29 protein-coding genes are annotated in these 26,013 nt (G+C 59.3%); 13 read left to right on the top strand and 16 right to left on the bottom strand.

The window, feature by feature from the left end; all coding sequences use genetic code 11:
- Nucleotides 1–214 precede the first annotated feature (214 nt).
- Nucleotides 215–634, top strand: coding sequence for an organic hydroperoxide resistance protein (locus CEC48_RS22435; protein ID WP_010176159.1), 420 nt, complete (start codon nt 215–217; stop codon nt 632–634).
- Between the two features lie 25 nt (nt 635–659).
- On the top strand, nt 660–1,676 hold the full coding sequence (locus CEC48_RS22430; protein ID WP_088425738.1) for an alpha/beta hydrolase: 1,017 nt from the start codon (nt 660–662) through the stop codon (nt 1,674–1,676).
- A 67-nt stretch (nt 1,677–1,743) separates the two neighbouring features.
- Here the strand turns inward: CEC48_RS22430 and CEC48_RS22425 are convergent, their stop codons facing one another.
- Together CEC48_RS22425 and earP are read right to left on the bottom strand one after the other, a co-directional pair.
- The gene (locus CEC48_RS22425; RefSeq protein ID WP_088425737.1) at nt 1,744–2,316 is read right to left on the bottom strand and encodes an elongation factor P; all 573 of its coding nucleotides are present in this window, start codon (nt 2,314–2,316) and stop codon (nt 1,744–1,746) included.
- A 49-nt stretch (nt 2,317–2,365) separates the two neighbouring features.
- A complete protein-coding gene (earP, locus tag CEC48_RS22420; RefSeq protein WP_088425736.1) occupies nt 2,366–3,499 on the bottom strand; it encodes an elongation factor P maturation arginine rhamnosyltransferase EarP in 1,134 nt (377 codons plus the stop codon).
- Nucleotides 3,500–3,630: 131 nt separating this feature from the next.
- Between earP and CEC48_RS22415 the strand changes: the two genes are divergently transcribed.
- Both CEC48_RS22415 and CEC48_RS22410 read left to right on the top strand, forming a co-directional pair.
- Nucleotides 3,631–3,999, top strand: coding sequence for a hypothetical protein (locus CEC48_RS22415; protein WP_088425735.1), 369 nt, complete (start codon nt 3,631–3,633; stop codon nt 3,997–3,999).
- Between the two features lie 15 nt (nt 4,000–4,014).
- Nucleotides 4,015–4,497, top strand: a complete 483-nt coding sequence (locus CEC48_RS22410) for a GreA/GreB family elongation factor (RefSeq protein WP_088425734.1) — start codon at nt 4,015–4,017, stop codon at nt 4,495–4,497.
- Nucleotides 4,498–4,502: 5 nt separating this feature from the next.
- Here the strand turns inward: CEC48_RS22410 and cysB are convergent, their stop codons facing one another.
- The 5 genes from cysB to CEC48_RS22385 form a co-directional block, all read right to left on the bottom strand.
- Nucleotides 4,503–5,477: an HTH-type transcriptional regulator CysB gene (gene cysB, locus CEC48_RS22405; RefSeq protein WP_010176165.1), complete on the bottom strand. Its 975-nt coding sequence runs from the start codon at nt 5,475–5,477 to the stop codon at nt 4,503–4,505.
- Between the two features lie 104 nt (nt 5,478–5,581).
- The gene (locus tag CEC48_RS22400; RefSeq protein ID WP_017477371.1) at nt 5,582–6,082 is read right to left on the bottom strand and encodes a universal stress protein; all 501 of its coding nucleotides are present in this window, start codon (nt 6,080–6,082) and stop codon (nt 5,582–5,584) included.
- Nucleotides 6,083–6,145: 63 nt separating this feature from the next.
- Nucleotides 6,146–7,063, bottom strand: coding sequence for a 5'-nucleotidase (locus tag CEC48_RS22395; protein WP_088425733.1), 918 nt, complete (start codon nt 7,061–7,063; stop codon nt 6,146–6,148).
- Nucleotides 7,064–7,077: 14 nt separating this feature from the next.
- Nucleotides 7,078–8,040 (bottom strand): putative 2-dehydropantoate 2-reductase, encoded by a 963-nt coding sequence (locus tag CEC48_RS22390; protein ID WP_088425732.1) that lies wholly within the window; start codon nt 8,038–8,040, stop codon nt 7,078–7,080.
- Nucleotides 8,037–8,429, bottom strand: a complete 393-nt coding sequence (locus tag CEC48_RS22385; RefSeq protein WP_088425731.1) for a thioredoxin — start codon at nt 8,427–8,429, stop codon at nt 8,037–8,039. Before CEC48_RS22385 ends, CEC48_RS22390 begins: the two co-directional genes overlap by 4 nt.
- Here CEC48_RS22385 and CEC48_RS22380 point away from each other — a divergent pair.
- Both CEC48_RS22380 and CEC48_RS22375 read left to right on the top strand, forming a co-directional pair.
- Entirely contained in the window at nt 8,428–8,862 is a 435-nt protein-coding gene (locus CEC48_RS22380; protein ID WP_088425730.1) for a PilZ domain-containing protein, read from the top strand. The two genes, CEC48_RS22385 and CEC48_RS22380, sit on opposite strands and share 2 nt — an antisense overlap.
- Nucleotides 8,863–8,995: 133 nt before the next feature.
- Nucleotides 8,996–10,072, top strand: a complete 1,077-nt coding sequence (locus tag CEC48_RS22375; protein ID WP_003218719.1) for a 3-deoxy-7-phosphoheptulonate synthase — start codon at nt 8,996–8,998, stop codon at nt 10,070–10,072.
- Between the two features lie 113 nt (nt 10,073–10,185).
- Here CEC48_RS22375 and CEC48_RS22370 read toward each other — a convergent pair whose 3' ends face one another.
- Nucleotides 10,186–10,467: a GNAT family N-acetyltransferase gene (locus CEC48_RS22370; RefSeq protein ID WP_003189869.1), complete on the bottom strand. Its 282-nt coding sequence runs from the start codon at nt 10,465–10,467 to the stop codon at nt 10,186–10,188.
- Nucleotides 10,468–11,093: 626 nt separating this feature from the next.
- On the opposite strand from CEC48_RS22370, the gene oprI reads away from it, so the two are divergent.
- Nucleotides 11,094–11,345 carry an outer membrane lipoprotei OprI gene (oprI, locus tag CEC48_RS22365; protein ID WP_003172710.1) on the top strand — a complete coding sequence of 84 codons (252 nt, stop codon included), beginning with the start codon at nt 11,094–11,096 and terminating at the stop codon, nt 11,343–11,345.
- 132 nt (nt 11,346–11,477) lie between these two features.
- Here the strand turns inward: oprI and CEC48_RS22360 are convergent, their stop codons facing one another.
- The 3 genes from CEC48_RS22360 to CEC48_RS22350 form a co-directional block, all read right to left on the bottom strand.
- Nucleotides 11,478–12,446 (bottom strand): L,D-transpeptidase family protein, encoded by a 969-nt coding sequence (locus CEC48_RS22360; protein WP_088425729.1) that lies wholly within the window; start codon nt 12,444–12,446, stop codon nt 11,478–11,480.
- A 71-nt stretch (nt 12,447–12,517) separates the two neighbouring features.
- Nucleotides 12,518–12,811 carry a hypothetical protein gene (locus CEC48_RS22355; protein WP_003218723.1) on the bottom strand — a complete coding sequence of 98 codons (294 nt, stop codon included), beginning with the start codon at nt 12,809–12,811 and terminating at the stop codon, nt 12,518–12,520.
- A 58-nt stretch (nt 12,812–12,869) separates the two neighbouring features.
- The gene (locus tag CEC48_RS22350) at nt 12,870–13,475 is read right to left on the bottom strand and encodes an arylesterase (protein ID WP_176438765.1); all 606 of its coding nucleotides are present in this window, start codon (nt 13,473–13,475) and stop codon (nt 12,870–12,872) included.
- A 10-nt stretch (nt 13,476–13,485) separates the two neighbouring features.
- Between CEC48_RS22350 and CEC48_RS22345 the strand changes: the two genes are divergently transcribed.
- Nucleotides 13,486–14,169 carry an ABC transporter ATP-binding protein gene (locus tag CEC48_RS22345; RefSeq protein WP_003218726.1) on the top strand — a complete coding sequence of 228 codons (684 nt, stop codon included), beginning with the start codon at nt 13,486–13,488 and terminating at the stop codon, nt 14,167–14,169.
- The gene (locus tag CEC48_RS22340) at nt 14,169–16,679 is read left to right on the top strand and encodes an ABC transporter permease (protein WP_088425727.1); all 2,511 of its coding nucleotides are present in this window, start codon (nt 14,169–14,171) and stop codon (nt 16,677–16,679) included. The genes CEC48_RS22345 and CEC48_RS22340 overlap by 1 nt, the downstream gene beginning before the upstream one ends.
- 46 nt (nt 16,680–16,725) lie before the next feature.
- Here CEC48_RS22340 and greB read toward each other — a convergent pair whose 3' ends face one another.
- Both greB and CEC48_RS22330 read right to left on the bottom strand, forming a co-directional pair.
- Nucleotides 16,726–17,199, bottom strand: coding sequence for a transcription elongation factor GreB (gene greB / locus CEC48_RS22335; protein WP_088425726.1), 474 nt, complete (start codon nt 17,197–17,199; stop codon nt 16,726–16,728).
- Between the two features lie 148 nt (nt 17,200–17,347).
- Nucleotides 17,348–18,565, bottom strand: a complete 1,218-nt coding sequence (locus CEC48_RS22330; RefSeq protein WP_088425725.1) for a hypothetical protein — start codon at nt 18,563–18,565, stop codon at nt 17,348–17,350.
- A 321-nt stretch (nt 18,566–18,886) separates the two neighbouring features.
- Between CEC48_RS22330 and CEC48_RS22325 the strand changes: the two genes are divergently transcribed.
- Genes CEC48_RS22325 through CEC48_RS22315 form a run of 3 tightly spaced genes read left to right on the top strand, consistent with a single transcriptional unit; the run spans nt 18,887 to nt 22,356 of the window.
- On the top strand, nt 18,887–19,813 hold the full coding sequence (locus tag CEC48_RS22325; RefSeq protein ID WP_088425724.1) for an ABC transporter ATP-binding protein: 927 nt from the start codon (nt 18,887–18,889) through the stop codon (nt 19,811–19,813).
- Nucleotides 19,810–20,535, top strand: a complete 726-nt coding sequence (locus CEC48_RS22320; RefSeq protein ID WP_088425723.1) for an ABC transporter permease — start codon at nt 19,810–19,812, stop codon at nt 20,533–20,535. Before CEC48_RS22325 ends, CEC48_RS22320 begins: the two co-directional genes overlap by 4 nt.
- 15 nt (nt 20,536–20,550) lie before the next feature.
- Nucleotides 20,551–22,356, top strand: a complete 1,806-nt coding sequence (locus CEC48_RS22315) for a Gldg family protein (RefSeq protein ID WP_088425722.1) — start codon at nt 20,551–20,553, stop codon at nt 22,354–22,356.
- Between the two features lie 4 nt (nt 22,357–22,360).
- On the opposite strand, the gene CEC48_RS22310 is transcribed toward CEC48_RS22315, so the two are convergent.
- The 3 genes from CEC48_RS22310 to CEC48_RS22300 all read right to left on the bottom strand — a co-directional run bounded on the left by CEC48_RS22310 (nt 22,361) and on the right by CEC48_RS22300 (nt 24,884).
- Nucleotides 22,361–22,669, bottom strand: coding sequence for a hypothetical protein (locus CEC48_RS22310; RefSeq protein ID WP_003218736.1), 309 nt, complete (start codon nt 22,667–22,669; stop codon nt 22,361–22,363).
- A 255-nt stretch (nt 22,670–22,924) separates the two neighbouring features.
- On the bottom strand, nt 22,925–23,359 hold the full coding sequence (locus CEC48_RS22305) for a DoxX family protein (RefSeq protein WP_088425721.1): 435 nt from the start codon (nt 23,357–23,359) through the stop codon (nt 22,925–22,927).
- Between the two features lie 103 nt (nt 23,360–23,462).
- On the bottom strand, nt 23,463–24,884 hold the full coding sequence (locus tag CEC48_RS22300; RefSeq protein ID WP_088425720.1) for a transglycosylase SLT domain-containing protein: 1,422 nt from the start codon (nt 24,882–24,884) through the stop codon (nt 23,463–23,465).
- 238 nt (nt 24,885–25,122) lie between these two features.
- Between CEC48_RS22300 and CEC48_RS22295 the strand changes: the two genes are divergently transcribed.
- Nucleotides 25,123–25,929, top strand: coding sequence for a TatD family hydrolase (locus CEC48_RS22295; RefSeq protein ID WP_088425719.1), 807 nt, complete (start codon nt 25,123–25,125; stop codon nt 25,927–25,929).
- The last annotated feature ends 84 nt before the right edge of the window (nt 25,930–26,013 follow it).

The following is a 26,013-nucleotide window of genomic DNA, read 5'->3' as shown; positions in this document are numbered from 1 at the left end:
CGCGAATGCGGTGTGACAGTCGCCAGAGGCATTGACTGATCCACTGCATTCGCGAGCAAGCCCGCTCCCACATTTGCTTTGCGGCGCCCCGAAATCGACGCGGACAAAATATTTTTCAAAATTATATTGCGCGCTAACTATTAGCGCGATACATTTATCTCGCCACTTACTTAGCGCGCAAACATTTAGCGCAAATACTGACGAGGAAATCACCATGCAAACTCTCTACACCGCAGTAGCCACCGCCACCGGCGGCCGTGATGGCCGAGCTGTTTCCAGCGACAACATCCTCGATGTAAAACTCTCCACGCCAAAAGAGCTGGGCGGCGCGGGTGGCCAGGCCACCAACCCCGAGCAACTGTTCGCAGCCGGTTATTCGGCCTGCTTTATCGGCGCCCTGAAGTTCGTCGCCAGCCAGACCAAACGCAAAATCCCGGATGACGCGTCGATCACTGCCCATGTCGGCATCGGTCAGATCCCCGGCGGTTTCGGCCTGGACATCGACCTGCACATCAGCCTGCCCGGCCTGGCCCAGGACGATGCACAAAGCCTGGTCGACGCGGCCCACCAGGTCTGCCCGTACTCCAACGCCACCCGTGGCAACGTCGATGTACGCCTGCACGTAACCGTCTAACCCACGCGGTTTTTTGGAGAAGAACATGAACACATTTGGCAAAGCACTCACCGGCACCCTGCTCGCCCTGTCCATTACCAACGCCTTTGCGGCCGGCGGTGACGTGGAACACAACACCCAGGCGTTCCTGGATGTATTGAACGCCGGCACTGGCAAACCGATGGAGCAACTGACGCCCAAGGAAGCGCGTGCAGTGCTGACAGGTGCCCAGTCGGGAGTGAAGTTGACGCTGCCCAAGGCCGACGTCAGCCAGAAGACCATTCAGGTCGACGGCCAGCCATTGAGCCTGACCATCGTGCGTCCGGCCGGGGTCAAGGGCACGTTGCCGGTGTTCATGTTCTTCCACGGCGGTGGCTGGGTACTCGGAGATTTCCCGACCCACGAGCGGCTGGTGCGTGACCTGGTGGTAGGTTCGGGAGCGGCGGCGGTGTTCGTCAATTACACGCCATCACCTGAAGCGCACTACCCGGTGGCGATCAACCAGGCCTACGGCGCGACCCAATGGGTGGCCGAACACGGCAACGAGATCAACGTTGATGGCAAACGCCTGGCCGTGGCTGGCAACAGCGTCGGCGGCAATATGGCGGCCGTGGTCAGCTTGATGGCCAAGGACAAGGGCACCCCAAAGATCAAGTTCCAGCTGCTTTTGTGGCCGGTGACCGACGCCAACTTCGACACCGGGTCCTACAACCAGTTTGCCGAAGGCCACTTTCTTACTCGAAACATGATGAAGTGGTTCTGGGACAACTACACCACCGACGCCAACCAGCGCGCCGAGGTCTATGCCTCGCCGCTGCGAGCCACCACCGCGCAGCTCAAGGGTTTGCCACCTGCGTTGATTCAGACCGCCGGCTCCGATGTGCTGCGTGACGAAGGCGAAGCCTATGCCCGCAAGCTGGATGAAGCCGGTGTACCGGTGACCGCCGTGCGCTACAACGGCATGATCCATGACTACGGTTTGCTGAACGTCGTCAGCCAGGTGCCGGAAGTTCGCTCGGCGCTGTTGCAAGCATCTGAAGAACTGAAGCAACACTTGAAGTAAAAACCTGCGCCCACAAAAAAGCCCGACGCATGGTCGGGCTTTTTCTGTCGTACCGGTAACCCAAGAATTACTTCTTGGCGCGACCTTTGTACGAACCACCTTCACGGGTGTCGATCTCGATCATGTCGCCGATTTCGATGAAATCTGCAACGGCCAGTTCGGTACCGTTTTTCAATTTGGCAGGCTTCATGACCTTGCCCGAAGTGTCGCCGCGAGCGGAACCTTCGGTGTAGTCAACCTGACGCACGATGGTGGTCGGCAGCTCTACGGAAACCAGACGCTCTTCGAAGAAAATAGCTTCGCAGACGTCTTCCATGCCTTCTTCGATGAACGGCAGAACGGCTTCGATGTCTTCAGCGTTCAGCTCGTACATGGTGTAGTCGGAGGTGTCCATGAACGTGTAGGTGTCGCCGCTGATGAAGGACAGGGTCGCTTCTTTGCGGTCGAGGATCACGTCGTCCAGTTTGTCGTCGGCGCTGTAGACGATCTCGGTCTTGTAACCGGTCAGCAGGTTCTTCAGCTTGGTCTTCATGATTGCGCTGTTACGACCAGACTTGGTGAACTCAGCTTTCTGAACCAGCCAAGGGTCGTTTTCGAGACGGATCACTGTACCGGGTTTCAGTTCTTTACCAGTTTTCATTGCGAATATCCGAAATTTGGATGGGATTTACAAAAATCAAGGTCGCGTATCATATCCAATTTACATAAAACTGTACCAGCGCCGTCGCAAGATCGGTCCGCGAGCCTTGTTCCAGAGCCCATTTTTCAGCGTTCACCGTCACTTCCGGCCAGTGTTCAAGGAGCATTTTCCAACTTTGTGCCATATCGCCATCAGCGTTCCAGGCTTGCCAAAGGCTGACCAACGCCGTTTTTGCAGCGGGTGACAGGCCTTCGGTATACAACTCCAGAAAGGCATCGAGCTTGTCCAGGTGGATGTCTTCGTCCTGGCGATAGATGTGCCACAGCAGCGGACGCCCAGCCCATTGCGCCCGAACAAACGAGTCTTCGCCGCGCACGGCGTTGAAGTCGCAGCACCACAACAGCCGGTCGTATTGCTCCTGGCGCACGAACGGCAGCACTTGCACGGTCAAGGCATCACGCCGGTGTACATCGCCCACGCTCAACGACTCGACACCCAGCCAGCGCTGCACGTCACCGAGAATCCGCCCTTCCGGCACCAGCAGATGGGTGGCGCGGCCATCGGCTGCCAGCACGTCGAGCCAACTGGCCAGCCCGGCGTTTTCATAGGCAAACAACGACATCATTCGCGCGCCAACTGCCGGAAAAACCCCAAGGGCTTGCAAAAATTGCTGCCGCGCGGCGACGTTTTGCTGGAAGGCATCGCGCTGTTCCAGCAGCCCCGCTTCGCGCAGCAAGCCGCCGGTACCGGGACGGAACCCGGGAAAGAAGAAGTACTTTTGTACGCCCTTGAACTTCACCGAGGGCAAACCGTGGCAGCCGACGACCCAGTCTTCGGCGCTCAGGTAGTCCAGGTTCATCCACAGCGGCGTGCGTTCGCGTGCGGCCATCGCTTCCATATAGTCAGGCGGCAATTGGCAGGCGAACGCAGCGATCACCACGTCTGCCGCGTCGGTCTGCGGCCAGTCGGCAGGCCAGTAGCGCACGTCAACGCCCTCCTGCCACTGCTGGTGCACCTGCACATCAATTTCGGGGCACATGCGTTCGAACGCCCGCAGGTCATCGACCCACAAACGCACCGCGCAACCGTGTTCCGCCACCAATTGCCGGGCCAGGCGCCAGGTCACGCCGATGTCGCCGTAGTTATCGACGACACTGCAAAAAATATCCCAGCGGGCTTTCATTCCGGGCTCCAACGCTCAAAGGCTCGATTGTCCGTATAAATGCCCCGATACAGAAGGGTTGATCGCGATTATTCTGCACACGGCTGTGGGACAATCGGCGCCATGCCGCACGTGCCTGCCAGGAGGCCACCATGTCTGATCGTTCGTTCTCGCTGTTCAAACTCAGTATCGCCGTGGCCTTTGGCCTGTGGCTGGGGTTTATCGCCATTGTGCTGAGCCTGTGGCTGGCGTCCCGCTACTTGCCTGAGCAAACCTTGGCGCCTGTGGCCCGGGTAGTGCAGCAGTTGGGCAAACCGGCGGAGGTTGCACCGGAGCCGCCGAACCGCATGTTCGAGCAGTACCAGGAGAACCTGCGCAAGCAGGAGCAACAGCAGACCCTGGACCAGGCCCGCAACAACCCGCGCAACCTGTCCAACCCCAAATGCCAGTTCTGGCTGCAACAGGACCAGAACGCCCCCAACGACAAGAGCCGGGCGAATGTCCTGCAATTTTGCAATTGATCACAAAAGCCGCCCATGAATAAGCACGCCGTTCACCAATTGGTCCTGGACAAGCTCGCGGTCGATCTCGATATCGCCCAGCGCGCTGCGCAAACCGCCTACGAAACCGCGACCCACGAAGAAAACATCGCCGAGAACAAGTACGACACCTTGGGGCTGGAGGCATCCTACCTGGCAGCCGGCCAGGCCCGGCGCGTCGAGGAAATCAAGCAGGCGCTGACGCTCTGCCAGAACATGCAGCTGCGTGCCTACGACGATCAGCGCGGTATCGAGGTGGGTGCATTGCTGGGGCTGGTGGATGAAAACGATCGCCAGCAGTGGCTATTCCTGGCGCCGGACGGTGCAGGTTTGAAGGTCGATGTGGCGGGGCAACCGGTGACCGTCATCACCCCACGCTCGCCCCTGGGCAAAAGCCTGCTGGGCAAGTTCGAAGGGGATGAGGTGGAGATTCTGGTGGGAGGCGCTCGGCAACAGTTTGCTGTTACCGAGGTGAAGTAAGCCGATCAGTGAACCGGTAGTTCAACACCGTCGAACAGCTCTTCCAGTTCCTGCTTGTTGTGGCACTGAATGGCTTTTGCCATCACTTCGCGCGTCAGGTGCGGCGCGAACTTCTCGATGAAGTCGCACATGAAGCCGCGCAGGAAAGTGCCACGACGGAAACCGATCTTGGTCACACTGGATTCGAACAGCTCGCTGGCATCGAGCACCACCAGGTCGCTGTCGAGCTTGGTGTCGACCGCCATCTTGGCGACGATGCCGACGCCCAGGCCCAGGCGCACGTAGGTTTTGATCACGTCGGCGTCGGCGGCGGTGAACACCACTTTCGGCGTCAGGCCACGATGGCTGAAGGCTTCATCGAGTTTCGAACGGCCGGTGAAACCGAACACGTAAGTCACGATCGGGTATTCAGCCAGGGCTTCCAGCGTCAGCTTCGGCAGCTTGGCCAATGGGTGACCCTGCGGGACCACGACGCAACGGTTCCAGCGGTAGCACGGCATCATCACCAGGTCGCCGAACAATTCCAGGGCTTCGGTGGCAATCGCGAAATCGACGGTGCCGTCTGCGGCCATCTCGGCGATCTGCATCGGTGAACCCTGGTGCATGTGCAGGGCCACGTCCGGGTACTGCTTGATGAAACTGCTGATCACCGGCGGCAGCGCATAACGTGCCTGGGTGTGGGTGGTGGCGATCGACAGGGTGCCTTTCTTCTCGTTGGAGAATTCCTGGGCGATCTGCTTGATGCTTTCGACCTTGCGCAGGATCTCGCCGGCGGTGGTGATGATACGCTCACCGGCTGGGGTGACGCGGGTGAGGTGCTTGCCGCTGCGTGCGAACACTTCAACGCCCAGCTCGTCTTCGAGCAGGCGGATCTGCTTGCTGATACCGGGTTGCGAGGTGTAAAGGCTTTGAGCAGTAGCGGAAACGTTGAGGTCGTGGTGCGCCACTTCCCAGATGTAGCGCAGTTGTTGAAGCTTCATATGTGTCCCTCAAAGCGGATAGACGCCACGGGTATCAGCGACGGTATATAACTATATTAAAGGTTAGACATAGAAATCTAGAACTTTTTATCGTTTTCTACCAATCACACATCATCACTGCGGCGACGTTGCAACAGCGGCACCAGGTACACCGGTACCTGAGACAGCTGCAGCACCCGTGCGGCGGTTCTCCCCAGGGGCGTCGCCACTCCGACCGCCTGGCTGTGACTACCTACGATCAACAAATCCACAGAGAGTTTCTGCGACTGGTCGAGAATCACTTCACAGGGGTCGCCCTGGATCACCCGCACCGAACGGATCAACTTGAGGTCCTGCTCCCCTTCCCCCAGCTCCTCGCGAAAACTGTCGAGCACCCGTTGCTCGATGGTTGCCATCACCGTCGTCAGGCCCTGGCTTTGCCATTCACTCAAGGCCTTCTCATCAAGGTAGCTCTGCAATACCGATTCGGCGAACAGCCCGATGGGCTCGACCACGTGAATCACATACAGATCAGCCTTGAACGTTCGCGCCAGCGCCAGGGCATGTTGCATCACATAAGGCGCGTATAGACCCAGGTCAGTGGCGTACAGCATCGAACGAATCATAGAACCTCCTGGACAGCCAGGATGGCGGAGATTGATTCAGCTTAGCAGCGCGTTTGGCAGTGCTCAGCCCTCGGTCTGAATTTTCAACTCGTTACTGATGCCGTGGGGTACGTGCCCGGTGGCCACGAACTCCCTGGCCTTCTCGCAATGCCCTTCCTGGTCATCGAAAAACACATCGGCGGCAAAGGCTTCAAGGAACGCCGACTTTTCCAGGCCACCGAGGAACAGCGACTCGTCAAGACGGATATCCCACTCACGCAACGTACGAATCACCCGCTCGTGGGACGGCGCCGAGCGGGCGGTCACCAACGCGGTACGGATCGGGCAAGACTCGTCGGGGAACTCACGTTGCAACAGATTGAGCGCCGCCAGAAAGCCCTTGAACGGACCACCGCGCAACGGCTCGCGTGCAGACTCCCGCTCGCTGGCCTGGAAGGCTTCAAGACCTCCCGACTGATAAATGCGCTCGGACTCATCAGAAAACAGCACCGCGTCGCCGTCGAAGGCGATCCGCAATTCGGCGCTGGAGGCCCGACGCGCGCCACCCGACAGAATCGTCGCTGCGGCAAACCCGGCATCCAGGGCGCTGCGCACATCCTCGGCATGGGTGGACAGAAACAGGTGGCAGCCAAACGCTGCCAGATAAGGATAAGGGCTGCGCCCGCCGACGAACGCGGCGCGGGAGATGTCCAGGCCGTAATGCTGGATCGAATTGAACACGCGCAAGCCGGTGTCGGCACTGTTGCGCGACACCAGCACCACCTCGACCCGGGCACGGCCGAGGCTGGCGTTGAGGCTCAGGAGTTTCTTCACCAGCGGGAAGGCGTCACCGGGCTCGAGGGTTTCTTCCTCGTGGTCGATCTGGTACTTGCGATACGCCTCCACACCTTGGGCCAGGTAGACCTTGTGACTTTCGCTCAGGTCGAACAGCGCCCGCGAGGAAATCGCCAGCACCAGTTTGTCGCCCAATCCCTTTGCCATGGTGTTCCCCCCAATCAGCGGTTATGCCGATCCATAAAACTCAAGGCCTGGTACAGCGCCTGCATTCTTGGCAATTCACAACCGGCTGCCTTGGCCGCCGCCAAGGGGCGCGCGTAAATCGCCGCCAGCTCCAGCGGGCGCTTGTGTATGTAATCGTGATACATGCTGGGCAGGTAGTCATCCATGCTCTCGGTCATGGTGAACATCTGCTCGGCGTAACTGGCGGGAATCTCATGGCCGCACGCGTGGGCGCCCTGCACCACTTCGGCCATCAGCGCCTGGATCAGTTCGCGGCTCGACTCGTCCGCCATCATCGCCGTGGTACCCGTGCCGAACAACACGGAAAGACCGTTGTACGGCACATTCCACACCAGTTTATGCCAGCGTGCCTGATGCACATTGGCCATGGCCTGGGAATCGATGCCGGCCTGGTGAAACAGCGCGGCGCCTTCCTCGACAATCGCCCGCTGGTGAGCGTCATCGTTGGCCGCAGGGCCACTGTGATAACCCAGGTTGACCCGCCCCAGCGCCTGATGCTCGATAATCCCGGGGCCGGAACGGTGCACACCGATGTAGCACAGGCCGCCCAGCAGGTGCAGCGACGGCGGCAGGTGTTCACGCAGGCTGTCTTCAACGTCCAGGCCGTTTTGCAGCAATACCACCTTGGCGTCCGGAGCGGCGACCTGGCCGATGGTCGGGGCCAGCTCGACATTATCCGTCGACTTGGTGCCCACCAGCAGCCAGTCGCACGGCGGCATGTCGGCGGCGCGGGCATAGGCCTGCACCGGGTGCAGGTGCAAGGTTCCGTGGATCGTGCTGTTGAGTTGCAGGCCGCGCTCACTGACCGCCGCGTACTCGCTGCGCAGCAGGAAATGCACATCGAAGCCGGCACGCGCGAGCATCAGACCGTAGTAGCCACCAATGGCCCCGGTGCCGATAATCCCGATCCGTGGCGACTGCTTTGTTACTTCGATCATGGCAACTCCTCTGGTATTCGTTTGAGCGCCTGCTGCACACCCCGAGTCAGGTCGCTGGCGGTCAGACGCGTCAGTGACGCTAATATTCCATGGAATTTCCCGTCGCACACCACAAACAACGCCGGCAGATGGAAGATCTCGTAGCGTTCCACCGCACCGCCATTGTGGCCCGCATCCACCCAACAGACCCGGTCCACCGGCACGTCCCAACCCGGCAGTTGCTGGTGCAGGAAGCGGCAGCGCGAGCATCCGTCCCCGGTAAAAACCACCAGCGAGGTGCCGCAAAGCCCCAATAATTGCTGGTCGATATCCAGATCGGTAAGTTGCAGTTCTTTCACTATACTGCTGCCACCGCCGTCAACTGGACGGTGCTCGGAGTCCGTGTGCATGGGTCGTTTTTTTCCTCACCCTGATGATGTCGCTGTCGAATTAACCCAACGTCCCATTTCCGGCATTTCCCGCCAACGGCTGCACACTATCGGCCTGGGCGGCGTTGCATGCAATTACCCGCGCGCCTGGCGCCAGGGCACGGCCATCGAGATGCACATCCCGTCACTGGGCCTGACGGCTCGCTATCCGGGCTATGTGGCGTGGTGCCGCAAAGCTGGAAACGGCTACCGCGTGGGCATTGCCTTCACCGATGAGCAGGCCTTGTTCGGTGCAAGGATGGGCGAGCAAGTGTGCCAGATCGAACGCTACTGCCGCCTCCATGAAGGCACCCAGCCGACACCCAGGCAGAACGAAGCCCTGGCCCTGGAATGGGTCACGCGCCATGCCGGTGAGTTCTCCCATGAGGCTTTTGTGCAGCCAGCGCTGGATTAAAGCGGCCTTTGCCCATTGTCTCCCAGCCTTGTAACGCGCTAAGGTTCGGCTCCCCGCTGCATTTAAATCATGCTGTGCTCCGCCGCACGGGGATCGCTGGCGGCCGGCACCCGTGACCCTGACGAGTAACACGATGGCTGATTTACCGATCAACGACCTTAACGTCGAATCCAACGAGACCCTGATCACGCCCGATCAGCTCAAGCGCGAAATCCCCCTGAGCGACGCTGCCCTGCAGACCGTCACCAAGGGCCGCGAAGTCATCCGTGAGATTCTCGACGGCACCGACCACCGCCTGTTCGTGGTCATCGGGCCGTGCTCGATCCATGACCTCAAGGCTGCCCACGAGTACGCCGAGCGCCTGAAGGTGCTGGCGGCAGAAGTGTCCGACACCTTGTACCTGGTGATGCGCGTCTATTTCGAGAAACCGCGTACCACTGTCGGCTGGAAAGGTTTGATCAACGACCCGTACCTGGACGACTCGTTCAAGATCCAGGATGGCCTGCACATCGGTCGTCAATTGCTGCTGGACCTCGCGGAAATGGGCCTGCCGACGGCAACCGAAGCCCTGGACCCGATTTCCCCGCAGTACCTGCAAGACCTGATCAGCTGGTCGGCGATTGGTGCGCGTACCACCGAATCCCAGACTCACCGGGAAATGGCTTCCGGCCTGTCCTCGGCAGTCGGCTTCAAGAACGGCACCGATGGCGGCCTGACCGTGGCGATCAACGCCTTGCAGTCGGTCTCCAGCCCTCACCGCTTCCTGGGCATCAACCAGGAAGGTGGCGTGTCCATCGTCACCACCAAAGGCAACGCCTACGGTCACGTGGTGCTGCGTGGCGGCAACGGCAAGCCCAACTATGATTCGGTTAGCGTCGCCCTGTGCGAACAGGCGCTGAACAAGGCGAAGATCAAGCCGAACATCATGGTCGATTGCAGCCACGCCAACTCCAACAAGGACCCGGCCCTGCAACCGCTGGTGATGGAAAACGTGGCCAACCAGATTCTGGAAGGCAACCAGTCGATCATCGGCCTGATGGTCGAGAGCCACCTGAACTGGGGCTGCCAGGCGATTCCGAAGGACCTGGCCGACCTGCAATACGGCGTGTCGATCACCGATGCCTGCATCGACTGGTCTGCTACCGAGACCACCTTGCGCAGCATGCATGCCAAGCTCAAGGACGTCTTGCCCAAGCGCCAACGCGGCTGAGCACAGACTGCGGACACAAAAACGCCGGGCTAGCCCCGGCGTTTTTTTATCGTTCCCCCGCTCTGCGTGGGAATGCATCCTTGGATGCTCTGCGTCCCGCCTTACTCCAAGATTCAGAGCTTTGCGGCATGGCGCTGATGGCGCTCCATGTAGCGCTCCACGTAGGAGCAGGACGGGATCACCGTATAACCTGCCTCTTCGGCGAACTTCAACGCTTCCTCGGTGAGCGCGGCAGCAATACCACGGCCTCGCAGCGCGTTGGGCACGAAGGTGCGATAGATATCCAGGGTCTGCTTCCCAAGGTCCATATAGGTCAGATAGGCACGATGACCGTCCACATTGGTCTCGAACTGATGACCAGCCTGGTCATGGTGGATGGACAACGCCTCGCTCATCACTACTCCTCGCGGGTCTTGGTTTATGACCCCTACCTTACCGATGTTTTTCCGGCGAAGGAACATCTACGCCACCCGGTGCCGGTTTCGACAACGAGAAAAGCGGCCAGTGCCTCGCACTAGCACTCACAACCAGCACAGGGAAATAGTAGGCACCAATCGCGTAATTGCTCAAGGCGCACTCGTCTTCCGTTGCACTGGCGGACATAGAAAGGGCCGATCGAGCATCCTTAGGTCGATGGCCTGAACATTGCCGGCAGTTGAAGCTTGAGACGAACACGCGCTCTTAAAGTCACCTCTACATGCACAAAAGATACCGGGCGGCGAAAAGACAATCTGAACAATAGTGTCAGGGGCGATATATAAATTGACTTATATTTAGATGGCTTAACACATGCCAGCCGGCCCTTTCAGGCTGGATCCAATCCCCGGCAGAGTGCAAAAATCTGGACGATTTTTATACAGACTCTCAAAAGATTAGCCAAAATAGATTGGCCGCGAGAATTTTTTTTGCTTCTTGCGCTACGTCAGTTTACTTACTACAAGTAATGGGTAGTATGTACGCCGGCTATTAGCTCACTCTGAGAAAGTAGCCATTTAATAGAAAGTCCTTGAAGGGGAACACGATGAACAACGTTCTGAAATTCTCTGCTCTGGCTCTGGCCGCAGTTCTGGCTACCGGTTGCAGCAGCGTCTCCAAAGAAACCGAAGCTCGTCTGACTGCAACTGAAGACGCAGCAGCTCGCTCCCAGGCTCGTGCAGACGAAGCCTATCGTAAAGCTGATGAAGCTCTGGCTGCTGCTCAAAAAGCACAACAGACTGCTGATGAAGCTAACGAACGCGCTCTGCGCATGCTTGAAAAAGCAAGCCGCAAGTAATAATCCTTCGGGGTTGTTATCAAGCCGATCCATTCTTGGATCGGCTTTTTTTTGCCTGTGATTTGACTAATGGCCGGGCAATAAAAAACCCGCCACCGCGCAAGGCGATAACGGGTTATGGGGCGTGCAGGTTTATTGCTGCAGATCGACCGGCGTACTCGACACCATCGGCGCCCCGCCCGGCACACCGATTTCCGTGGGTATACCGTCTTCAGCGGCAACCACGTCACGCACCTGGTCCCAGTTGACCCGCAGGTTACTGGACAGGTCTTCGCGCTTGAGCAACGCGTTGATCACTGCGGTGTGCTTGTCGACCACCGACGGGGTGCCATCGTCGTTCAACGGCGTATGGGCTTCCAGATACACCTTGCCACCGGCAGCGCCAAACTTGTACGCGTCGCTGATGATCCGCACCGACGTGCCCACCGGCACCATATCGGCCATTTCCAGCACGTTGTTGTTGAACATGCGGAAGCAACCGTGGCTGGTACGGGTACCAATGCCGAACTTCATGTTGGAGCCGTGGATCAGGTAACCAGGCGTGCCCAGGGTGAATTTGAACGGCCCCAGCGGGTTGTCCGGGCCAGCCGGCACCACGTTGGGCAACGGGTCACCGTTGGCGGCGTGTTCGGCCTTGATCGAGGCTGGCGGGGTCCAGGTCGGGTTCGGGATCTTGCCCGTGATGGTGGTGTGGGCCACCGGCGAGCCCCAGCCTTCACGGCCAATCCCCAACGGGAACGTGTACACCACGTTCTGGCCCTTGGGGTAGTAGTAGAGCCGGTACTCCGCCAGGTTGATCACAATGCCTTCACGCGGGCCGGGCGGCAGGATGAAACGTGTCGGCAGCACAATCTCGGTACCCGCTCCCGGCAACCACGCATCGACGCCCGGGTTGGCCGCGACCATCTCCGAATAACCCAGGTCGTAGGTGGTGCCAAGGTCAGCGAAGGTATCTTCGTACTTGGCCTTGATCACCTGGACCTGGCCAACGATATCTTCACCCGGTGGCGGCAAAGGCAACTGCAAGGCTGCAGCGGAACCGGCCGCGCAGAGAGCAGCAAGAGACAGGCAGCAGGTGACGACGGAGAGGCGCGACAACATCCGGGAATTCCTTCGCAGATCGACGGGTAGTAAAAAATGGATTGTACACGGCTGCCCGCGGGCACCCCTATTCAAAGTTCGAAGCGCAGCTCTGGCCAGATCGGCGGTGTGCCGCGTTTTTGCGACTCCAGGATCGCCCGGCACAAGGGGCACAAACGCTGATCCTGGAAGATCGAGCGATCCACCGAAGACCAGCGCGGCTGGGCAGGCAATAAAGTACCGCAGAGGGTGCGGTCGATGGACCCGCCCAACTCCAATTGACGCGTCACCAGATGCACCCGGACTTCCTGGCAGGCGAACAGATCCAGCTGTTCGTCAGGCTCGATCAGTTGGTAGGCAAACAGGGACCAGGCAGGACGCGACATCGGGGGCTCCAGATCGGGGGGGCGCCACCTTAGCCGAAAGACCGCTGCTAGAAAAGCGTCATAGCAGTGGTTTTAGCGTTGGCCAGACATTTTCCAGCAACTTGCCCTGCGCGCCAACCGCCGGGTGCAATTGGTCAGCCTGCATCAGCTCCGGATGGCCGCCGATTCCTTCCAGGAAAAACGGCACCAGCGGGACGCTTTTTTCCTGGGCCAGGGCGCCGTATACCTCGGCAAACGCCGTGGTGTATTTCGGGCCGTAATTAGGCGGCAACTGCATGCCCAACAGCAGTACCTTGGCACCGCCGGCCTTGGACTGGTCGATCATCGATGCAAGATTTTGTTTCAATTGCGCAGGCGGCTGCCCACGCAAGCCATCATTGCCGCCCAGCTCAATGATCACCAGGTCCGGCTTATGCTCTGCAAGCGCCGCCGGCAGCCGCGCCAGGCCTCCGGCACTGGTGTCGCCACTGATGGAGGCGTTGACCACTTTATCGTCGAAACCTTCGCTCTTGAGCCGTTGTCCCAACAACGCTACCCACCCTTTGCTGGTATCCAGTCCGAAACCGGCACTGATACTATCGCCAACGATCAGGACTGTACCCGCCGCTGCGTTCTGGGCCATGCACATCAAGGCCAGGCCAGCACTCAAAAACCACATTCGCATTGGATTCTCCATGGGCGCAAGCATTCTCACCGCGCGAAACCTTAGCAAAGTGGTTCCCAGCGCGGAAGGTGAACTGACTATCCTGCACGAACTGAGCCTGGAACTGAACAAGGGCGATAGCCTGGCTATCGTCGGCGCTTCCGGTTCCGGCAAATCCACCCTCCTGGGCCTGCTGGCCGGCCTCGACCTGCCGAGCAGCGGCGAAGTCACCCTCGCCGGGCAAGCCCTGAGTACCCTTGACGAAGATCAACGCGCGCGCATCCGCGCCGAGCACGTGGGTTTTGTGTTCCAGTCCTTCCAGTTGCTCGACAGCCTCAATGCCCTGGAAAACGTGATGCTGCCGCTGGAACTGGACGGCCGCAAGGACGCCCGCGAGCGTGCCAAACACCTGCTGGAGCGCGTTGGCCTGGGCCAGCGCCTCACCCATTCGCCGCGCCAACTCTCGGGCGGCGAGCAACAACGGGTGGCGATTGCCCGGGCGTTTGCCGCCGAACCGGATGTGCTGTTTGCCGATGAACCCACCGGCAACCTCGACAGCCACACCGGCGAGCGCATCAGCGACCTGCTGTTCGAACTCAACAAAGAGAGCGGCACGACCCTGGTGCTGGTGACCCATGACGAGCGCCTGGCCCACCGTTGCCGCCGCCTGATCCGTCTTGAAGCCGGCCTGATGGTCGCGCCCCTGGAGCCTTGATGGCACGTTTGCCCTTGTTGCGCCTGTTCAGCCTTGCCCTTCGCCAGCTGCTGCGCGATGCCCGTGCAGGCGAGTTGCGCGTGCTGTTCTTCGCCCTGCTGGTGGCCGTCGCCGCCAGCACTGCCATCGGTTACTTCGGTGCACGCCTGAACGGCGCCATGATGTTGCGCGCCACGGAGTTCCTGGCGGCCGACCTGGTGCTGGAAGGCAGTTCACCCGCCCGCACCGAGCAAATCCAGAGTGGCACCGAGCTGGGCTTGCAGCACGCCAGGGTCGTGGAGTTCTCCAGCGTGATTGCCACCGACAATGGCATCCAGCTCTCCAGCATCAAGGCGGTCAACGACGAGTACCCGTTGCGCGGCGAGCTGAAGAGCGCCGCCGAACCCTTCGGCGAAGAAACCGCCGGCGGTGGCCCCAAACCCGGTGAAGCCTGGGTGGAAGCACGGCTGTTGACGGCGCTGGGCCTGAAGATCGGCAACAGCATCGACGTCGGCATGAAGACCCTGCGCCTGGCCCGCGTACTGACCTACGAGCCGGACCGCGCTGGCAACTTCTACAGCCTGACGCCCAGGGTGATGATCAACCTGGCCGACCTGGATGCCACCGGCGTGGTGCAGCCCGGCAGCCGCGTGAGTTATCGCGACCTCTGGCGCGCGCCGCAAGGCGGCACCGTGCTGCAAACCTATCGCGACCTGGTCAAGCCAGGCTTGGCCGCCAACCAACGGCTGCAGGATGCCCGCGACGGCAACCAGCAGATCGGCGGCGCCCTGGGCAAAGCCGAGCGTTACCTGAACATGGCCAGCCTGGTGGCGGTGTTGCTCTCCGGCGTGGCGGTGGCGCTCTCGGCGAACCGCTTCGCCAGCCGACGCTTTGATGCCAGTGCGTTGCTGCGCTGCCTCGGGTTGTCGCGGCGCGAGACCATGCTGCTGTACAGCCTGCAATTGGCAGTGCTGGGGCTGCTGGCCAGCCTGACCGGCGCCCTGCTCGGCTGGCTGGCGCAACTGGGGTTGTTTGCGCTGTTGCATGACCTGCTGCCGGCAGACGTTCCGCCCGGCGGGCTGTTGCCGGCCATTGCCGGGATCGGCACCGGGCTGGTCGCCCTCGCCGGTTTCGCCTTGCCACCACTGGCCGCGCTGGGTCGCGTACCACCGCTTCGGGTACTGCGCCGCGACCTGCTGCCGATCCCCTCCAGCACCTGGATGGTCTACGGTGCCGCGCTGTTCGCCCTGGGCCTGATCATGTGGCGCTTGAGCCTCGACCTGGTGCTGACCTTCGCCCTGCTGGGCGGCGGAGTGATTGCCGCGCTGGTTCTCGGCGGCCTGCTCCTGCTGCTGTTGCAAAGCCTGCGACGCCTGCTGGCCCGGGCCTCCCTGCCTTGGCGCCTGGGGCTGGGCCAGTTGCTGCGTCATCCATTGGCGGCAGCGGGCCAGTCACTGGCATTCGGACTGATCCTGTTGTCCATGGGACTGATCGCGCTGCTGCGTGGCGAGTTGCTGGACACCTGGCAAAATCAGTTGCCCAAGGACGCCCCCAACTATTTCGCCTTGAACATCCTCCCCGCCGACAAAGACACCTTCGGTGCACGCCTGCTGGAATTGCAGGCGCATTCTGCGCCGCTGTATCCGGTAGTGCCGGGACGATTGATCAGCATCAATGGCGCCCCAGTGCAGGAGATTGTGAGCAAGGACTCCAGCGGCGATCGTGCGGTACAGCGCGACTTGAGCCTGACCTGGGCCGCCGACCTGCCACCGGGTAACAAGCTGACAGCGGGCTCCTGGTGGACGGCGCAACCGACTGACGAGATTCCAGGCGTCTCGGTAGAGGCCAAGGTCGCTGACAGCTTGAAACTCAAGCTCAACGATCATCTGGTATTCACCGTCGGCGGGGAAAACCGTGAAGCACGGGTCACCAGCCTGCGGGAAATCAACTGGGACAACTTCCAGCCCAACTTCTTCATGATCTTCCAGCCCGGCACCTTGAAGGACCTGCCGGCCACCTACCTGACCAGCTTCTACCTGGCGCCCGGCCACGACCAGCAGATCGTCGACCTGTCGCGGGCCTTCCCGGCGGTGACCATCCTGCAAGTGGAGGCGCTGCTTGAACAACTGCGCAGCATTTTGGCCCAGGTCACCCTGGCGGTGGAGTACGTGCTGTTGTTTGTCCTGGCAGCGGGGATGGCGGTGTTGTTCTCCGGACTCCAGGCAACCCTCGACGAGCGCATTCGCCAAGGTGCCCTGCTACGGGCGCTGGGTGCTGAGCGCAAGTTGCTGGTCAAAGCCCGCCGTATCGAGTTCGGGCTGCTGGGCGCGGTCAGTGGCTTGCTGGCGGCGCTGGGTACGGAACTGGTGACGCTGGTGCTATATCGCTATGCGTTCGACCTGACTTGGCATCCGCATCCGTGGCTGTTGCTGCTGCCGGTAATTGGTGCCGTGCTGATCGGCGGCGCCGGCGTGTTCGGCACTCGCCGTGCGCTGAATGCCAGCCCGTTGACGGTGTTGCGCGAGGGCTGAAAACGCAGATGGCCCGCGCTCTTCAGAGAGTGCGGGCCATCCGTTGTTACTTCACATACTCGATAGCGGTGATCCACCAGCACACTTCGCCGCCTGGGGTCTGCACGAGCGCTTCGTCATCCATTTCTTTGCGCAACAAGGCACGGGCCATGGGTGAGTCGATGGAGATGTAGTCCATGCGCTCATAGATCTCATCGTAACCCACGATGCGAAAACGCTTGGTCTCGCCCTGCTCGTTTTCGATTTCTACCCAGGCACCGAAAAATACCTTCCCTTCCTGCTCTGGCATGTACTCGACTACGCGCATGTCTTCCAGGCGCTTGCGCAAATACCGCACCCTGCGATCAATCTCCCGCAGCAGCTTCTTGTTGTACTGGTAGTCGGCGTTTTCGCTCCGGTCCCCCAGGGAAGCGGCCCATGTCACTTTACGGGTGGTATCAGGACGCTTTTCTCGCCACAGGTAATCAAGCTCCTTTTTCAGGGCTTCATGACCTTCTTTGGTAATCAGCTTGGTGCTCAAAAGCTCTACATCCCCTGGAAGTTTCCATTTTCAGGCCCGCTGCCGCATCAGGCACAACGTATTTAACGCCCAATGTTGGCTGTGGGGGTCGATGATAAATGAACACAGGAAAGTAGCCAGACCCACCGATGGATTCCGGTAACCAGCGTCAGTCTGCATCAGAACGGAGTGGGCCGCTGTCAGGCTCGCTGCGTCCACTCTCGCCCAGCCATGCAAGCGACTCATCCAGGGTTTGTAGCGCAACCCTCAGGTTGTCCCGCAGCACCGGCAACTGAAACAGTGCTGCCGCCAGCTGTTGCTCCTTGTGACGAACCGCCAGGTCACGGTTGTGCATCTGGGCCTCCTGGCTTTCCAGGTAGCGCACACGCTCGTCGATTCGACGCTGCTCCGCTTGGTTTAGCGCCGAACCGCCAGCCAGATCTTCCTCACGAGCGGCCAGCGTGCGCGCCAACAATTCCAGCGAAGCCTCTTTTTCAGCCACTCGCTCGGCACTCCGTTGACTCCCCTGCGCGATATCAGCCTTTTCCTGGCGCAGTTCGAGTCGCATCTGCTCAAGCGCTTTCTCCTGCTTGAGCACGGTGAGCTTTTGCTGCGTCAGCTCTTGTGCCACTCGGGCAAGATTGGCCAGCGTATCGTCAACCTCGAACAACGAGGGCGACTCCTGCCGTACAGGGGGCGCCTGCGGCGTTGGTTGGGCAGGTTCAGGCTGTGGGGCTGCCGGAGCGTGCGGTGGCGCGGCGACCGGTACTTGTGGAGGTTGAGACTCAACAACGGGCTCGGTTATCTCGAACGTATCCACGCGTACTTGCGGCACCGGCTCGGGCAATGGTGATGCAGGCTCGGAAGGGTCCGGGGCCCTTGGAGGAGACACCATCCTTGAGGAGAAACGAATCGACGGCACGATCAGCGAGTTGCTTTCGATAGCGGGCAACCCCGGCGCCGAAGTTCCCAGGGAAATCACCTTCATCACCAGGGATTTCTTGATCGTCAGCGAGTGATGGTCTTCAGGCCTGGCGGGAGGCAGTTTGCAGCCTTTCAGATCAACGAAATGATAGGGAATCTGAGCCTCGCCGGCGCTTGCGGGTTTTGCCCCGGGAGCCGCCGCGAGCGTCAGGATTTGCTTGAAGACATGGGTCGCTATTTGCAGGTCTTCCTTGGAATCAATCGCCCCCAGAAAGTACCGTTCGGACTTTTTACGCAACGCCGCAATGTATACCCGTGAACTACCGGGTTCTGTTTCTTCATCCAGGCTATAGGCAAGAAAGTTTGAAGCAATCTGAGCCACCGCAAAACCACAAAGCAGTGCACCGTTGACCGGCGCATCATGCCCGGACTGTTCAAGAACAAGGGTACGTAGAAGCAGCATGACGATCAGGCTCCCTTTCAAATTGGCAGAACTTCAACTACACGCCAAATAAACAACGACCGTAATTAAAGCATCAAAAACAAAACAATTGTTTCAGCGAGCTATAGCTTGGCGCGTAGGACTTATCTTATTCAGGCTCCTCAGCGTTTCCAATACCGTTTATTGAACGTACCATTTTTTAACAGTACGACACCGGACACACCCCAACAAAAAAGATTTCAAATTTTGACTTTTCGAACATTCACAACCTGCCACTCATGCAGGTTATTCGAGGCATCGAATTAATCGAGCCTTGCCATACACATTCAGTAGAAAAGCATAATGATCGAGATAACGAGCCTGACAAAAAAGATGGGCAGAAAAAGCATTATCCATGACTTTTCATTCAGCGCCCAACCCCGGGAATGCCTGGGATTGTTTGGAAATGATGGCTCGGGTAAAACCACTATCATCAAAATGATATCAGGCTCGATTGCGCCCTCTTCAGGCCATATAAAAATATTCGGTAACGATATGCTCCTCAATACGCTACAGGCGAAGAAAATTACGGGATATCAGCCAGAACTACTGCTGAGCCATACTGCAATGAGGGTGAAGGGCTTTCTTGAGTTTATTGCTGAAGTGCGCGGATTCCACGGCGCGCAAAAACGCAAGATGATTGACCGCGCGATCGCACGACTTGAACTTTGGCGAATACTCAAATGCCCGATCGAAACCCTCCCGACAGGGTTGAAACGCAAAGTAGCCATCGCCCAGGCAATCCTGCACGACCCCAGCGTGCTGTTGCTCGATGAGCCAACGGAAGGCCTGAACGCCGACCAGAAACACAAAGTCAGAATGCTCATCAAGTCGCTGAACGACGAGATGACGATCATTGTCGCGTCCCGTACGCCTGAAGAACTGAGCGGCATTTGTAACAGGGCCTTGGTGATCGCCGACGGTCGATTAGTGGCAGACACTCCACTGCCCGAATTGCTGCGCAGTTCCCGTCATTACCAGGCTGTCACCCTTGCAGCAGACACGCCGCTGGATCTGCTGGCCCTGGCGGTATTGCCCGGGGTCGCCGGCATTGAGCAAGACCGCGAAACCCCAGGCACAGTGACTGTGCTCGCCATGCCGGGGCAAATCATTTACCCCCACATCAGTGCACTGATCACCCATCGCCGCTGGAAAATCAATGCCCTGAACCTGGAACCCGGGCGCCTGGATGACGTGGTCCACCACATGAGCCAGGAGGCATCGAATTGAAACTTCTACCCGTCATATTCAAGCGTCAACTTGTCAGTTATTTTTCAGCACCTGTCACTTATCTGAGCACTGCAGTTTTCCTGACAGCAGCCACTGCATTTGGCTTCCAGACAAGCCAACTGCTGGAAAAAGGCAGCGTGGACTTGCATGGTTTCTTTCAACTGCACCCATGGTTTTATTTACTGTTGACACCGGTTCTTTCCACTCAACTTTGGTCGGATGAGCACAAGTCTGGCGCCATGGACTTTCTAAAAACCCTGCCGGTCACGGGTTTCGAATTGGTTTTCGGGAAGTTCATGGCCGCCTGGGTCGTTTCTGGCGTTGCCTTGCTATTGACCTTTCCAATAGTCATTACCGTCAACTATTTCGGAAATCCGGATAATACAGTTATTGCTTCCCAATACCTGGCAAGCTGGCTATTAGCCGGAAGTTATCTGTCTGCGGGCTGTTTTATTTGCACACTGGCACACCACCGCGTCGTCATATTTACAGTAACACTGTGCTTGTTACTGGCCGCCAGCGGGCTGTCATCCATCCTTGATGCCATTGAGCATCAAGCACCGATCTGGCTCATTGACCGTATTATTTCCCTGAGTCCGACAACGCGCTTTGATGCCATTGACCAAGGGGTGCTGGCTCTTCAAGACAGTTTGTACTTCGTCAGCATGGTCGTTGCCTTTCTGGCCGCAACGACCATTGCCCTGAATGTTAGAAACCGTTGAGAAGGACGAATTACGATGAGAACGCCATTAAGCGCCAGCATCACAATTATCACCCTGCTATTACTCTTTCTCGCGTTTAACCTGGTATGGGCACTTAAACTACCGAATATACGGCTGGATTTTTCAGAGCAGAAAGTCCATACACCCTCCGCCCCTGTACGGACACTGCTCGCTTCACTGGAGCGGCCGGTTGATCTGTACTTTTTCAACTCAAGTAAACATCCGCAAAAATCCAATGGCATGGAAAGCTACGGTAAACGTGTGGAGCTATTGCTCAGGGAGTATGAAAAAGCGGCAAACGGCAAACTCAACCTGCACCTCATCGACCCCAGGCCTTTTTCGGAAGATGAGTACAAAGCCAGGCTACTGGGGCTTGACGACCAGCAAGGATTCTTCGGACTTGTCGGTACCAGCGCGGGCCACGGGCCACAAAGTATCGAGTCATTCAGCCCGGACCGGGAGCCGCTGCTGGAATATGAAATCAGCCACCTGATCCATAAGGTAATCCACCCGGAGCAACCCGTGATTGGCCTGATATCCCGGCTGCCAATGGACAGTGAACGGGATGAGCGCAACGGCGTAAATACGCCGCCCTGGCAGGTGTTGCAGGAGCTGCGTCGCCAATTCAACCTCGTGAGCCTGGAGCCAGGCATCGAGCAAATACCCGAACACATCAAAACCCTGATGGTGGTTCATCCCGGCAAACTGCCCGATCAAACCCTGTACGCAATCGATCAGTTTGTGCTGGGCGCAGGCAAGCTGATGATGTTTATCGACCCGCTTGTAGGGCTGGATGCGGGCATCACTGCCCCGGAAAACGCCAGGCTGGAAGCGTTGCTGACAGCCTGGGGCATCCAGATGCCTGCGAATAAGGTACTCGCCGATCGTGACTATGCCACCTCAGTGATCATGACCACCGGCCAGCCACCGATGCGCCATCCCGCGGCGCTGACCTTGCCCCGCCAGGCGATGGCACGGGATGACATCAGCACCTGGAAACTGCACAACGTCAATGTCTTGAGCAGTGGCGCACTGGCCCCCGCCAAAAAAAGCCGCATGACCTTCACCCCGCTACTGCAAAGCTCCGGGCAAGCTGCCCTGTTTGATGCTGAGCGCTTCGCCCTGCCGGCACAGTTCGGTTCACTGATCAACGAGGCAGACGCGCGCGGTCAGCAACAAGTTATCGCCGCCCGCGTCGAGGGGCCCGCCTATTCCGCATTTCCCGATGGGATCAACGGGCGTGAAGCCAATTTGCAAAAGTCTGCGCACATTCATGTCGTCGTGGTGGCCGATACCGATCTGCTCAGCGATCGTGTGGCTGGAATGGTCCAAAACAATAGTGCGACGAGCGGGGCTTCGTCAGATAACGCAATGTTTGTCTTGAGCACCCTGGATAACCTGGCGGCGCCCGACGCCCTGATGAATGTTCGCCCCCGCGCAGGCGGCACTCGCTCAATGCAGGTGCTACAGGCAATGCGCGAAGACGCTGCACAGGCCTACCGGGAAAAGTCCGCCGAACTGGCGCAACGCCTCGAACGCACGGAAAAGGAATGGCAATTGCTGAACCCCCGGACGGTTTCTCCGGGAAGCCAGACGGTCACCTCCAACGCACTGCTGCAAGCGCTCAACAAGGAACGCTTGCGAGTACCCATGGAAATTCACGCGCTTAAGGTTGAGGCATACGCCCAGGTTCACGCCCTGGAGCGTAAGGTGAAGCTGCTCAATATCCTGCCTGTACCGCTGATACTGTGCCTGATCGCGTGGGGCATTTGCCTGTTTCGCCGTCGTCGACAGCACCTGCCTTCAGCGGCGTTTTACTGAAGGCTCAACGCCGGGCGATCAGCCCTTGCCGGGCAATACGGGTCAACTGGCGAATCACTTCGCCCGCGTCGCTGGCACTCGGGGCCTGAATAACGGCGAGGTCAAAGCTGTTGGACGCAAAGCGCGCAAGGGAGTCGCCGTCTTCGACAAACTGGATCAAGAAGGCCGAAGGCCGCCCTGTGCGACGCGGCCAGCCATCCAGATAACGCAGCAGCGTAGGCTGGTGCTTGCCGCCCAGAAGGATTTTCGGATTGCGTTGGGTGAGGTCCGCGGTGATCGGGGCCAAGCGTATGAGGGGGCGTAGTGCATTCATCGTGTCGTGTCTCTGCCTCAAAAGTCTGCGGGCAGGTGAGAGGCAACACCGAACCAGCGCTTTAGCGGAATTTCGAAGCTGGCCTATGGCTCTGGCTTCTGTCGGGACTGTGATCAGTCACCGGTGGCGCCCCGCAATTAGCTGTTTAAATCGGCGCATGGGCAACATCCTAGAGAAGGCTGTAGGGCAGTGTCAAGAATCCCGAGCAACGAAAAGGCCCGCACGGGGCGGGCCTTTAAAGGGGATTTCGCGGTATCAGTGAGTGATGGCGCGGTCGGCAGACAATTTGCCAGCACCTTCCAGCAGCACCGCCAGCGTGCCACCCAGCAACGCCAGGGCGAACTCGTAACCGTTGTTGGCCATGAACAACCCGTTATGGATATGCACCGAGAAAATCGCCACCAGGGAAATGATCGACAGGCCCAACGCCGCAGGCCGCGCCAACAAGCCGATGATCAGCGCCAGCCCGGCGAAGAACTCGGTACCGCCAGACAACACCGCCATCAAGGTACCCGGCGCCAAGCCAATACTTTCCATCCACTGGGCAGTGCCCGCCAAGCCGCCGCCACCAAACCAGCCAAAGAGCTTTTGCGAACCGTGGGCGGCGAAGACGATCCCGACAAAAATCCGCAGGATTGTCAGGCCGTAACCGGCGCGGGTGGAGAGAATGCGGGTGATCAATGGGCTCATGCTGATAATCCTTTTCAAGGTAGGGGTTGGTTGGCCGCTATATTAATCAGTTTAAGCAATGATAAAAGCCGATAAAACGGCTAATTACAATCGAATTAATAGATCATTTTCGTGAGGCAACTTTCGCTGCCGGCGGCTCCAGGGACTCCCGTTCCCGATCAAACGCCAAGTAATACTTGTTCACGCTATTAACATAGCTGACGCCACTCATTCCCACCTGCTCCATGGCGATGCGCTCGACCTGAAAAAACCACTGGTTGGGGTTCAGCCCGCGGCGCCGGGCTTCGGCGCGCATCCCCTGGACCCGCTCCGGCCCCATGTTGTAGGCCGCCAGCACAAAGGCCATGCGCTCGCGCTCGTTGAGCTTGGGGCTTGAGAAAAACTTGCGCCGGATCATCGCCAGGTACCGCGCGCCCGCTTGCACGTTGCTGTCCAGGTTCTCGATGTTATTGACCCCGACCCGCTGCGCCGCCGACGGGGTGATTTGCATCAACCCGGTGGGGCCGCCGCTGCTTCGGGCGCCGGGGTCGAGGGCCGACTCCTTGAACGCCAGCGCCGCCAGGTTCAGCCAGTCCATGCCTTGCTCACGGGCATGCTTTTGCAGCACCGGGCGCAGTTTTTCCAGGCGTTGGCGGTCGGCCCGGGCCAGTGGATAACGCACTTGATACAGGCGGCGGTAGATACGCTGGAATGCCACATCCTGGTCGGACGGCGTGCGGTAGGTCTTGAGGAAACGATCAATACTGGCTCGCAGCATGGAGGCATCCTGGCGTACGAACCAATACTCTTCGCCCGGCTCGCTGATGGTCACCTGCCGGTCGAAACGCAGTTTGGGCAGAATCTTCGCCCAGCGCTCGGCGATCGGCCGCTCGACAATGGTCAGATGAAAAATCCCGGCCTGGACCATCTCCAGCACGTCTTCCACCGCAAGGCTGGGGTCGACCCATTCCACCTTCACCGGCGGCAACTTGTGCAGCGCCAGCTTCTGGTTGACCTGGTTGATCGCATCCGACGCGGCGCTGCCCGTGGTCAACGCCAGGGTGCGCCCGGACAGTTGCTCCAGTTTGGTAAACCGCCGCTCGCCTTTGAGCCCCACCAGCCACAACGGTACGTCGCTGGCAATCGGGTCGCTGGTGGCAATCTTGTGGGCGGCCTTCACGTCAAGCAATTCGCCGGGCGCCACCAGGTCGCCCTCGCCGCGCGCCAACGCGCCGATCAACTGATCCTTGGCCTTGGGAATAATCTTGAGGTTGATTTCCTCACCGTCACGGGCGTGACCGTTGAGGTATTGCTCGAAAGCGCGCAGGCGATGGTACTCAACGCCGATGGCCTGGCCCTGGACTTCACCGGAGCTGTTGCGGCTCTGGTTGACCAAAACCCTCAAGGTGCGGCTGCTGCGGATTTGCGCAAGATCACGAGCCTTGCCAGCCTTGGTCACTTCCAGCGGCCCGTCCAGACGCGCAACCGCCGCCATGGGCAGCAGTAACGTCAGGCACAACATAAGCAACGCCGAGGGTCGGATCATCCGCTCTCCGGAAGAAAGAATACTGCCCATTGCTTCGCGAAAAACGAGGCGTTGGGGGACAGAAACAGAGCGCCATGAGCGCAGGCTTTGGGCGCAAGGTTGGCACGGCAGATGGCGACAAACCAAACACGGTGTTACTTGCGACTTTCAAAGACAGCTTTAACTCGTTGTAGTTCTTGGCTTTTCTTATAAATCTACAGCTCTGATATGCTTTCCGACCGCAGGCGGAGGTAGCACCATGCAACTCATTGATATCGGCGTCAACCTGACCAACCCAAGTTTCGACGAAAAGCACCAGGCCGTTCTCGACCGTGCCTACGCCGCCGGGGTGAGCCAATTGGTGCTCACCGGTACCAGTGTCGACGGCAGCGAACAGGCCCTGGAGCTGTGCCAGCAACTGGACGAAAGCGGTCAACGCCTGTTCGCCACCGCCGGTATCCACCCCCACTCCGCCAGCGACTGGAACGCCGAAAGCGCCAAGCGCCTGCGCGGTTTGCTCCAGGAAAGCCGCGTGCGTGCGGTGGGTGAATGCGGGCTGGATTTCAACCGGGACTTCTCGCCGCGCCCCCAACAGGAAAAAGTCCTCGAAGAGCACCTGGCCCTGGCCGTGGAGCTGAAACTCCCGGTTTTCCTTCACGAACGTGACGCCAACCAGCGCCTGCTGGAAATCCTGCGGGACTACCGCGATCACCTGTCAGCCGCCGTGGTGCACTGCTTCACCGGCGAGCAGCGTGCGCTGTTCAGCTACCTCGACCTGGACCTGCATATCGGCATCACCGGCTGGATCTGCGACGAGCGCCGTGGAACTCACCTGCATCCGCTGGTCAGGGAAATTCCACGGGGCCGCCTGATGCTGGAAAGCGATGCGCCCTACCTGCTGCCTCGAACCTTGCGGCCCAAGCCGAAAAACGGTCGCAATGAGCCGGCCTATTTGCCGCAAGTGCTGCGGGAAGTCGCGCTGCACCGCGAGGAAACCGTGGAAGACCTGGCGCAACACAGTACCGCCTGCGCCCGCGCCTTTTTTGGATTGCCTGTGCCGGATTGACGCGGCTCATTGACCCATATCAAAACCCGGCTCCTCGATAGCGGCACAATAATGGCACCTTGCCAATGCTGTTTCCGCTATCAG

Source organism: Pseudomonas sp. K2I15, from assembly GCF_002204795.1.
Classification (GTDB): Bacteria; Pseudomonadota; Gammaproteobacteria; order Pseudomonadales; family Pseudomonadaceae; genus Aquipseudomonas.
The sequence above is the reverse complement of the archived record's forward strand: the minus strand, read 5'-3'. Positions and strand labels throughout refer to the sequence as shown.

Coding starts and splice junctions, on each gene's coding strand:
- CEC48_RS22435 (WP_010176159.1), top strand. CDS start 215: ATGCAAACTCTCTACACCGCAGTAGCCACCGCCACCGGCGGCCGTGAT.
- CEC48_RS22430 (WP_088425738.1), top strand. CDS start 660: ATGAACACATTTGGCAAAGCACTCACCGGCACCCTGCTCGCCCTGTCC.
- CEC48_RS22425 (WP_088425737.1), bottom strand. CDS start 2,316: ATGAAAACTGGTAAAGAACTGAAACCCGGTACAGTGATCCGTCTCGAA.
- earP (WP_088425736.1), bottom strand. CDS start 3,499: ATGAAAGCCCGCTGGGATATTTTTTGCAGTGTCGTCGATAACTACGGC.
- CEC48_RS22415 (WP_088425735.1), top strand. CDS start 3,631: ATGTCTGATCGTTCGTTCTCGCTGTTCAAACTCAGTATCGCCGTGGCC.
- CEC48_RS22410 (WP_088425734.1), top strand. CDS start 4,015: ATGAATAAGCACGCCGTTCACCAATTGGTCCTGGACAAGCTCGCGGTC.
- cysB (WP_010176165.1), bottom strand. CDS start 5,477: ATGAAGCTTCAACAACTGCGCTACATCTGGGAAGTGGCGCACCACGAC.
- CEC48_RS22400 (WP_017477371.1), bottom strand. CDS start 6,082: ATGATTCGTTCGATGCTGTACGCCACTGACCTGGGTCTATACGCGCCT.
- CEC48_RS22395 (WP_088425733.1), bottom strand. CDS start 7,063: ATGGCAAAGGGATTGGGCGACAAACTGGTGCTGGCGATTTCCTCGCGG.
- CEC48_RS22390 (WP_088425732.1), bottom strand. CDS start 8,040: ATGATCGAAGTAACAAAGCAGTCGCCACGGATCGGGATTATCGGCACC.
- CEC48_RS22380 (WP_088425730.1), top strand. CDS start 8,428: ATGGGTCGTTTTTTTCCTCACCCTGATGATGTCGCTGTCGAATTAACC.
- CEC48_RS22385 (WP_088425731.1), bottom strand. CDS start 8,429: ATGCACACGGACTCCGAGCACCGTCCAGTTGACGGCGGTGGCAGCAGT.
- CEC48_RS22375 (WP_003218719.1), top strand. CDS start 8,996: ATGGCTGATTTACCGATCAACGACCTTAACGTCGAATCCAACGAGACC.
- CEC48_RS22370 (WP_003189869.1), bottom strand. CDS start 10,467: ATGAGCGAGGCGTTGTCCATCCACCATGACCAGGCTGGTCATCAGTTC.
- oprI (WP_003172710.1), top strand. CDS start 11,094: ATGAACAACGTTCTGAAATTCTCTGCTCTGGCTCTGGCCGCAGTTCTG.
- CEC48_RS22360 (WP_088425729.1), bottom strand. CDS start 12,446: ATGTTGTCGCGCCTCTCCGTCGTCACCTGCTGCCTGTCTCTTGCTGCT.
- CEC48_RS22355 (WP_003218723.1), bottom strand. CDS start 12,811: ATGTCGCGTCCTGCCTGGTCCCTGTTTGCCTACCAACTGATCGAGCCT.
- CEC48_RS22350 (WP_176438765.1), bottom strand. CDS start 13,475: ATGCGAATGTGGTTTTTGAGTGCTGGCCTGGCCTTGATGTGCATGGCC.
- CEC48_RS22345 (WP_003218726.1), top strand. CDS start 13,486: ATGGGCGCAAGCATTCTCACCGCGCGAAACCTTAGCAAAGTGGTTCCC.
- CEC48_RS22340 (WP_088425727.1), top strand. CDS start 14,169: ATGGCACGTTTGCCCTTGTTGCGCCTGTTCAGCCTTGCCCTTCGCCAG.
- CEC48_RS22330 (WP_088425725.1), bottom strand. CDS start 18,565: ATGCTGCTTCTACGTACCCTTGTTCTTGAACAGTCCGGGCATGATGCG.
- CEC48_RS22325 (WP_088425724.1), top strand. CDS start 18,887: ATGATCGAGATAACGAGCCTGACAAAAAAGATGGGCAGAAAAAGCATT.
- CEC48_RS22315 (WP_088425722.1), top strand. CDS start 20,551: ATGAGAACGCCATTAAGCGCCAGCATCACAATTATCACCCTGCTATTA.
- CEC48_RS22310 (WP_003218736.1), bottom strand. CDS start 22,669: ATGAATGCACTACGCCCCCTCATACGCTTGGCCCCGATCACCGCGGAC.
- CEC48_RS22305 (WP_088425721.1), bottom strand. CDS start 23,359: ATGAGCCCATTGATCACCCGCATTCTCTCCACCCGCGCCGGTTACGGC.
- CEC48_RS22300 (WP_088425720.1), bottom strand. CDS start 24,884: ATGATCCGACCCTCGGCGTTGCTTATGTTGTGCCTGACGTTACTGCTG.
- CEC48_RS22295 (WP_088425719.1), top strand. CDS start 25,123: ATGCAACTCATTGATATCGGCGTCAACCTGACCAACCCAAGTTTCGAC.